We start from the raw sequence: 8,121 nt of genomic DNA, 5'->3' as shown, positions 1-8,121 counted from the left end.
GTCGAGGTGCGGCGGGGGCGGCAGTTGCGGGACGGGGACGTCGTGGAGATCGGTGGGATGACGGCTCGGGTGAGTTCTCAGTCCTGACGGTCGGCGCTCGCGAACCTCTGCAGGAACAGCGCCTCGGCGACGGCGAGGTTCTCGATTTCGTCGGGATCCACACTTTCGTTGGGGGCGTGGATGAGGCAGCGCGGTTCCTCCACCCCGATCAGGGCGATCTCCGCTTTCGGGACGACGGCGGAGAAGACGTTGCACAGCGGAATGGAGCCGCCCTGCCCGACGGTTCCGAGCCCCTTCCCGAACGCCTCCTCCATCGCAGCGCCGAGGGCCGCGTATCCGGGGCCGTCGGTGGTCGCGCGGAACGGCGAGCCCACCGCTTCGCGTTCCACCGTCACCCGCGCATTCCACGGGGCGGCGTTCTCGAGGTGCGCGGCGAGCGCGTCCTGCGCCTTCTGTGGGTCCATCCCGGGTGGCACCCGCAGGTTGAGGCGGGCCGATGCGCGCGGCTGGATGGCGGCGGCCGAGCCGACCACCGGCGGGCAGTCGATGCCGAGGATCGTCAGGGCCGGCCGGGCCCAGACGGCGTCGGCGACGGAACTCGAACCGGCGAGACGCACACCGTCGAGCACGCCGGCGTCGGTGCGGAACTGCGCCTCGGGGTAGTCGACGCCCGTCCACTTCTGGTCCGACTCCAGCCCGTCGACGACGGTGTTGCCGTCCGCGTCACGCAGGGTGGCGAGCATCTGGACGAGGGCGGCCAGCGCATCGGGGGCGGGTCCGCCGAACATGCCCGAATGCACCTCCCCGGCCAGGGTCTCGACGTGGACCACGACGTTCGCGATGCCGCGGAGCGTTGTGGTGACGGTCGGGCTGCCGACCGCGGCGTTTCCGGTGTCGACGACGAGGATCATGTCGGCGTCGAAGAGTGCGGGCCTGGCCTCGACGAGGTTCTCGAGCCCGCCGGTGCCCATTTCCTCGGATCCTTCGGCGACGATTCTGATGCCGACGGGGAACGGGGTGCCGAGTGCGCGCAGCGCCAGCAGGTGCATGACGATGTTGCCCTTGCAGTCGGCTGCGCCGCGCCCGTACCAGCGGCCGTCCCGCTCGGTGAGGGTGAAGGGGTCGGTGTGCCAGAGCTTCTCGTCGCCGGGCGGTTGAACGTCGTAGTGGCAGTAGAGCAGTACCGTCGGGGCCCCGTCCGGCGCGGGCTGGTGTCCGACGACGGCGTGTGAACCGTCGGACGTCTCGAGCAGTTCGACGTGTCCGATCCCGGCTCCGATGAAGGCGTCCCTGACCCATTCGGCGGCGCGAACGCATTCCTCCGGTGGGAACTGCCGCGGATCGGCCACCGACCGCATGGCCACCAGTTCGGCGAGTTCGTCACGCGCCGTGGGCATCAGCGCGGCTACGGTGGAACGGATTTCGTCGGACATCAACGCCTCCTCGGGGTTCCCCTAATTCTCGTCCACGAGTTTCAGATCGGCGACGGCGGACTCGAATTCCGCCGACCTGTCCGGGCAGTACACGGCGATCACCTGTCGCTCACCTTCGACGAGGTTGCCGGTCGCGAGGATCGGGCGTTGTCCGGGTCCGGCGGCTCCGCTCACCAGTTGCTGATCCAGCACGCCTGTCTTCAGGGCGTTGTCCGGATCGGTGCACGCCGCGGCGCCGTCGGTTCCGAGCACACGGGCGGTCGCGTCGACGTCGAGCGATCCGAGCCCGGCTCGCTGGAATCGTTCCGACAGTTCGGTGGCCTTGGCTACCGCCTCCGCCGACTGCTTGTGCTGGTCGAACGCGACGAGACCCCAGACGAGGAGTCCGACGAACGCGGCGGAGAGGACGGAATACAGGATCCAGTGGGTGTTTTCGGGTCTCTTGTGCAGGTCGTCGACCGGGGCGGTGTTCACGGACTGGTTGTCGGGGCCCATGCGACCGGACGTGGTCATCACGCCTCCTCTGCGAGCGGGTCGGCCGCCAGGTCCTGTTTCCAGGCCGGTGTGCGGAGCGCGAGGATCAGCAGGGGAACGCCGAGTCCGACGATTCCGAATCCGCCTCCGACGATGAGGACGTAGACGAGAACGCTGCCACCGCCGAACTGGGAGGGCGGAACGAAGCCGATGCAGAAGGCGGCGAGGCTCGCGACGATGCCCACCCAGCACAGCACGAACAGTGCGGGGGCGCGGTAGCCGCGGGGGTGGTCCGGCTGTTGCCTGCGCAGTCGCATCGCGGCGACGAACATCAGCACGTACACCACGAGATACACCTGCGTGGTGATGACGGAGAGAATCCAGTACGCGCTCGACACCTCGGGGATGAACGCGTAGAGCAAGGCGATCAGGGTAGTGACCACACCCTGCGCCACCAGGATGTTCTGCTGGATGCCGTGTTTGTTGAGTCGCTGCAGGATCGGTGGCAGGAATCCGTCCTGCCGTCCGATCATGAGCAGGCCCTTGGACGGTCCCGCGAGCCACGTGAGCATGCCGCCGAGGGAGGCGGCGATGAGCATGAGGGCCAGAACGGGAGTGGCCCAGCCGAACCCGAAGTGGGCGAAGAAGGTGTCGAACGCCTGCATCACGCCTGCGGTCAGCGACAGCTTCTCGGCGGGTACCACCCAGCTGATGGCGATGGCCGGAAGGATGAAGATTCCGAGGACCAGTCCCATGGCCACGAACATCGCGCGAGGAAATTCGCTCGCCGGTCGCCGCAGGCTGGAGACGTGCACGGCGTTCATCTCCATGCCCGAATAGGACAGGAAGTTGTTGACGATCAGCACGAGACTGGCGATGCCGGTCCAGGCGGGGAGCAGGGCGCTGAATTCCATCGGTGCGGCCGACGCATTGCCCTGGCCGAGGAACACGATGCCCATCACGATGAGCAGCACACCGGGAATCAACGTGCCCAGTACGAGTCCGGCACTCGACAGACCCGCGACGGCCTTCATTCCCCGTGAGGACACGAGGACACCGGTCCAGAACAGGGTGACGATGATGATCGCCGTGTACAGGCCGTTCGCGGCGAGCGCCGGATTGATCACGTACGCAAAGGTGCTCGCGACGTAGGCGAGGAGCGTCGGGTAGTAGAAGATCGTCATCGCGAACTGGCACCAGACGGCCAGGAATCCCATCTTCGCCGAGATGCCCTCGCCCACCCAGCGGTAGACGCCACCGGACCACCCGGAGGCGAGTTCCGCGGAGACGAGCGACGTCGGGAGCAGGAAGACGATGGCGGGGACGACGTACAGGAACACGCAGGCCAGCCCGTACACGGCCATCGAGGGCGCCGATCTCAGGCTGGCCACCGAACTGGTGGTCATCATCGCCAGCGCGATCCACGTGATGTATTGCGGCCGGGGCGCGGCTCGCACCGATCGGGGCGCGTCTTCCCGGCTGGTCTCTCCGGCGGCGTCAACACTCATCGAGTTCACCCTCCGTAGGAACGGGTCGTGCGAACGACCGCTGGATTCCTCCGGATTATTGCGTCGGCGCTCGGAGCCGCGCAGCGGTTCGGTACCGATAGATACCGAACCGCCGCTCGGTTCTCGTCGGATCAGCGGACGACGACGCCGTCCTGATCGCTGTAGACGGTCTCGCCGGGGTTGAACGTGACGCCGCCGATCTCGATCGGGACGTTCTTCTCACCGGAGCCGGTCTGGGTGCTCTTGCGGGGGTTGGTGCCCAGCGCCTTGACGCCGATGTCGAGGGTCTTCAGGATCGCCGAGTCGCGGACCGCGCCGTTGACGATCACGCCTGCCCAGCCGTTGTCGACGCCGCGTCCGGCGATGATGTCGCCGACCAGGGCGGTGTGGATGCTGGCGTCACCGTCGACCACCAGGACGCCGCCGTTGCCGGGCTCGCCGAGGGTCTGCTTGACCAGCAGGTTGTCCTGGAAGCACTTGATGGTGGTGATGGGGCCGGAGAACACTTCACGGCCGCCGAACTGGATGAACTGCGTGTCGCAGCTCCGGATGTCGGGTCCGATCTCGTCTGCCAGGTCAGCGGTTGCCACGGGTTCAGTCATACGCGTCAGGATAGAGGGCCGGCGCTGGGAGAATGCGGGCCATGACCATTGCAGTGACAGGAGCCACGGGGTCGATCGGCGGCAAGGTGCTCGAGCGGCTCGGCGGCGGCGCCGGGGTCCGGCTGATCGGGCGGAACGCCGAGCGGCTCGAGCCGCTGGCCGAGCATTTCGACTCCGCGTTCGCGGTGGCCACGTATGCCGACGGTCCGGCGATGACCGCCGCGCTGGACGGCGTCCGGCTGCTGTTCCTGGTCTCGGGTCACGAGAGCGCCACCCGACGCGAGGAGCATCGCACCGCGGTGGACGCCGCCCGTGCGGCCGGGGTGGAGCGCATCGTCTACCTGTCGTTTCTCGGCGCGGCGCCCGAGTGCACGTTCACGTTCGGCCGCGACCACTACTTCACGGAGCAGCACATCCGGGAGAGCGGGCTGAAGTACACGTTCCTGCAGGACAGCTGGTATCAGTCGATGATCCCGCTGATGGCCGACGATCAGGGCGTCATCCGGGGTCCCGCCGGGGACGGCCGGGTGAGCGCGGTGGCGCCCGACGACGTCGCCGATGCCGTGACGGCGGTCCTCACCACCGGCAACGGCGACCACGACGGCGTCACCTACCGGCTGACCGGGCCGGAGGCATTCACCCTCACGGAGGCCGCCGAGACGGTCACGAGGGTGACCGGACGTTCGGTGCGGTTCGAGAACGAGACGCTGGACGAGGCGTTCGCGTCCCGCGCCCACTTCGGGGCGCCGGACTTCGAGGTCGCAGGGTGGGTGACCTCGTACGCAGCGATCGCGGCCGGTGAGTTGGCGGTGGTGACGGGGGACGTCGAGACGCTCACCGGGCGGCCGCCGCAGACCTTCGCCGACTATCTGAACAGCTACACTTGACCCGTCCTGGCATAGCGAGCGGTAGATAGGTCTTTGATGGTCAGCTCATCCAAGGGTGCGACGCCCACCGAGGTCGGCAACGCAGCGGACTGGCGCCGGCTCGAACCCACGAAGTTGACGCCGATCCTCAGCGCCTCCCTCGACGCGTTCTACGAACACGGTTTCCACGGCACGTCGGTGCGCGACATCGCTCGCCGAGTCGGTGTCACGGTACCCGCTCTCTACTACCACCACGAGAACAAGGAGGCCGTTCTCCTGGCGCTGCTGGAACTCTCCACCAGCGACGTTCTCGAACGCGCCCATGCCGCGAGCGCCGACGGCGGCGACGATCCGGTGCAGCGACTCGCGAACGTCATCGAGGCGATCGTGTTGCGGATGACCATGCGATCCCGTCTGGCGGCGCTCGAGAGCGAGGTGCGCTACCTGAGTCCGGAGAACCGGCAGCGTTACCGCACCGTCCGCAAGGGTGTGGAGGAACTGGTCCTCGAGATCGTCAAGGAAGGCAAGAAGCGGGAGCTTTTCGACGTGTCGGACGCTGCGGAGACGACGCGGGCACTTCTCGGTATGTGCCAGTCGATTCCGCGCTGGTATCACGCCGAGGGCAAGCTGACCCCGGACGCGGTGGCCCGCAAGTATGTCGAGATCGCGATGAAGACGGTGGGATCCACCGAGGCTCCCGTCACACCGAAGAAGAGGCGCACCGCCGGCGTGTGACCGGCGATGCGCCTCGGCAGGTTCGGGTGGTCAGCTACCCAGGCCCAGCCCCGGTGACGCGACGGCGTCGAACTGCGTCGTCGTCTCGGCGGGTGTGCCGTTCGGTGGGGCGTAGGTGAACACGACGGTGTAGCGGCCGGCCTCGTGCGTCCGGATCGCCGCCGTCCCGGCACCGAGGGTGAGCGGGATGGTTCGCGTGTTCACGTCGCCGTCGGGCTCGGTGATCTCGAGTTCGACCGGAGTGGATCCGTCGGTGCCGGTCGGGGTGGGCGTGACCAGCGCGCCGAGCGTCACCAGATTGTTGGCGTAGACGGTCCCGAGCGGCGGAACGACGGAGATCTGATAGGTGGTTGCGGCGGTTGCCGTGGGCGCCAGAGCGAGTGAGGCCGCTCCTGCCAGTGCGGCAATGGTCAGGGTCCCTCGCGAGAAGTGCACACAATCCCTTCCTGTCGACGGTCTCTACGCGCAGCCACGTTACGGCAGAACCACGTGATACCCGCCGCCATTCGCCGAGTGTCCGAGAATAGTTCGAACACACGGCTTTCCGTCGATCACACCTCCAAAGCGGTTCAGGATGCGGTGTTTTCCCGCGCGACCGTACCGTTGGTGTGCTGTACCGGGCAGGTTCTGGGGAAGGTGCCCAGTTTCTCCACTTCGTACCCGGTCGGGTAGCTGCGAATGTTGGGGAGGTCGCGGGCGAACTTGGGCACCGTGCGCACGGGGTAGAACCGGACGAGGCGGGCGCGGGCCTTCAGCGCACCCCGCGACAGAGTTCGCGCGAGGCGGGACGGCCTCCGGTAGGCGAACGCGTCGAGAAGCGGATCGTCCATGAGCGCCCAGGAGAATCGCTTGATCAGGGCGGCGGGCGCGAGGTTGTTCGGCGGGAACGTGCAGAGGAGTGCGAGCGTCGAGTCGGCGACGGCGCGGCCACCCTCGTCGAAGAGGAAGTGTTCACGCTCGTAGTCGTCGAGGAATTTCTCGAACGCCTCGAACGTCTCGGGAATCTGCTTGATGCCCATGTACTTGCCGAGCGCACGGTAGTAGTTGGTCGATCCGACGATCTCGTTGCGGGTGAGTTTCCGCCAGCCGAAGTCGTCGATCCAGCGCACCGGGGTCACCACGAACGTCGACAGCACGTACCGCATGTCGTCGTTGGAGATGTCGTAGGAGCCGTGCATCTGGTTCATCCGGCGGATCCCGGCGCGACCGGGATCGCTGGTGAGGCCGTGTTCGAGGACGGCGTCGAGGATCAGGCCGGTGTCGTCGTAGCGCTTCTGCACGCGTTCGGTGAATTCACCCGTCTCGAACAGCAACCGCCCGATGGTCGGCACGGCGTACGTCCGGAACAGCGCGAAGCTGAGGGCCTGGTTGATGTCCCAGGGAAATTCCTGCGTGGCGAGAATGCGAGCGATCTCTTCGTACTGCGTCTCGGGATCGAGTCGGTCGGTCCGGCGACGTAGATCGAAGCGTTTCATGGGTTTCACTTCCTGCAGCGACTGTGACGGAGGTCCACGTAATTTAGCGATCGTTCAGACGACTCGACTGTAACGCCGTTCACAGTGCGACGCCAGAGTGGCATTATGCAAACACATGGCGCGAAATTCACCGCAGACCGACCGGATCGTGATGCTGACGGAACTCCTCGCTGACGAACCGGAGACGCCCCGCAGCCTCGCCGACATCGCCAGGCACCTGGGTGTTGCGAAGGCGACCTGCTACCCGATGGTCGTGGCCCTGACCGAGGCGGGGTGGCTCATCCGGCACCCCACCCGCAAGACCTACCGTCTCGGCCCCGCGCTCATCCCCATCGGACGTGCAGCGACGACGGCCACGGACGTCGTCGACCTCGCGCGGTCGGTGATGCACGAACTGGCCGACGCGTCGGACATGGCGTCCATCGCGTTCGTGCAATCGGGAAGCGACGTGGTGGTCGCCGAGGTGGTGCAGCCGGTGGGGGGTCGACGCGGAACCCTGGGCCTGCGGCTCGGCGACAAGGTGCTGCTCGCGCCGCCCATCGGTTCGGGGATCGCGGCCTGGTATCCGCCGGAGCAGCGCGAGGAATGGTATGCGCTCGGCGGGCAGAATCTGGGTGTCGAGGTGGACGTGCTGCGGGCGACGTACGAGCCGGCCCTCGCGCTCGTCCGGGAGCGCGGATACGCGATGGAATGCATGGATCAGCAACAGCATTCGCTTGCGGATGCCGTGTCGGAACTCCGCGGTCGCGGTGTGGGCGGGCATCGCTCGACCGTCGCGCTGCGAGAGGCGCGCACACTGTTGTCGGCGGATGCCGTGGTCGGTGACATCGACCCTGAGGGCAGCTACCAGCCGCTGTCGATCAATGCCGCGGCATTCGACCGTGACGGTCAACCCGCGGTCGTGCTGTGTGTCGCCGACGCGTCCCGGCCGATGTCGGGTGTGCGCACGGCGGAGATCGGTGAATTGGTCCGCGACGCCGCGGCGCGGGTGACGGCCGCCATGCACGGCCGCCACCCGTGAGTACTTG

General features: G+C 67.2%; 10 protein-coding genes. 4 read left to right on the top strand and 6 right to left on the bottom strand.

Translation table 11 applies throughout. The features are described 5' to 3' along the window. Window positions 1-87 (top strand): RNA-binding S4 domain-containing protein (locus tag AZG88_RS50190; RefSeq protein WP_197487887.1); only part of this gene is annotated, 87 nt, incomplete at its 5' end. Here the strand turns inward: AZG88_RS50190 and AZG88_RS21010 are convergent. The 4 genes from AZG88_RS21010 to rraA form a co-directional block, all read right to left on the bottom strand. Further along, entirely contained in the window at window positions 78-1,433 is a 1,356-nt protein-coding gene (locus AZG88_RS21010) for a dipeptidase (protein WP_061040720.1), read from the bottom strand. The genes AZG88_RS50190 and AZG88_RS21010 overlap by 10 nt on opposite strands. Window positions 1,434-1,454: 21 nt before the next feature. Beyond that, window positions 1,455-1,946, bottom strand: a complete 492-nt coding sequence (locus tag AZG88_RS21005; RefSeq protein ID WP_061040719.1) for a hypothetical protein — start codon at window positions 1,944-1,946, stop codon at window positions 1,455-1,457. After that, window positions 1,946-3,415, bottom strand: a complete 1,470-nt coding sequence (locus tag AZG88_RS21000) for an APC family permease (RefSeq protein ID WP_025431563.1) — start codon at window positions 3,413-3,415, stop codon at window positions 1,946-1,948. Before AZG88_RS21000 ends, AZG88_RS21005 begins: the two co-directional genes overlap by 1 nt. A gap of 131 nt (window positions 3,416-3,546) precedes the next feature. After that, the gene (rraA, locus tag AZG88_RS20995; protein WP_005563989.1) at window positions 3,547-4,017 is read right to left on the bottom strand and encodes a ribonuclease E activity regulator RraA; all 471 of its coding nucleotides are present in this window, start codon (window positions 4,015-4,017) and stop codon (window positions 3,547-3,549) included. Window positions 4,018-4,058: 41 nt separating this feature from the next. Between rraA and AZG88_RS20990 the strand changes: the two genes are divergently transcribed. Continuing rightward, a complete protein-coding gene (locus tag AZG88_RS20990; protein ID WP_061698825.1) occupies window positions 4,059-4,904 on the top strand; it encodes an SDR family oxidoreductase in 846 nt (281 codons plus the stop codon). A 36-nt stretch (window positions 4,905-4,940) separates the two neighbouring features. Continuing rightward, complete coding sequence (locus AZG88_RS20985; RefSeq protein ID WP_005249033.1) at window positions 4,941-5,618, top strand: TetR/AcrR family transcriptional regulator; 678 nt, start codon at window positions 4,941-4,943, stop codon at window positions 5,616-5,618. 30 nt (window positions 5,619-5,648) lie between these two features. On the opposite strand, the gene AZG88_RS20980 is transcribed toward AZG88_RS20985, so the two are convergent. Together AZG88_RS20980 and AZG88_RS20975 are read right to left on the bottom strand one after the other, a co-directional pair. After that, a complete protein-coding gene (locus AZG88_RS20980; RefSeq protein WP_005249032.1) occupies window positions 5,649-6,053 on the bottom strand; it encodes a hypothetical protein in 405 nt (134 codons plus the stop codon). Window positions 6,054-6,187: 134 nt separating this feature from the next. Further along, window positions 6,188-7,093 (bottom strand): oxygenase MpaB family protein, encoded by a 906-nt coding sequence (locus AZG88_RS20975; protein WP_025431565.1) that lies wholly within the window; start codon window positions 7,091-7,093, stop codon window positions 6,188-6,190. A gap of 115 nt (window positions 7,094-7,208) precedes the next feature. Here AZG88_RS20975 and AZG88_RS20970 point away from each other — a divergent pair, with 115 nt between their 5' ends. Next, window positions 7,209-8,114: an IclR family transcriptional regulator gene (locus AZG88_RS20970; RefSeq protein WP_025431566.1), complete on the top strand. Its 906-nt coding sequence runs from the start codon at window positions 7,209-7,211 to the stop codon at window positions 8,112-8,114. The last annotated feature ends 7 nt before the right edge of the window (window positions 8,115-8,121 follow it).

Origin of the sequence: Rhodococcus sp. LB1, from assembly GCF_001583455.1 — a bacterium.
Taxonomy (GTDB): domain Bacteria; phylum Actinomycetota; class Actinomycetes; order Mycobacteriales; family Mycobacteriaceae; genus Rhodococcus_F; species Rhodococcus_F opacus.
This window is presented reverse-complemented; position numbering and strand designations above follow the sequence as displayed.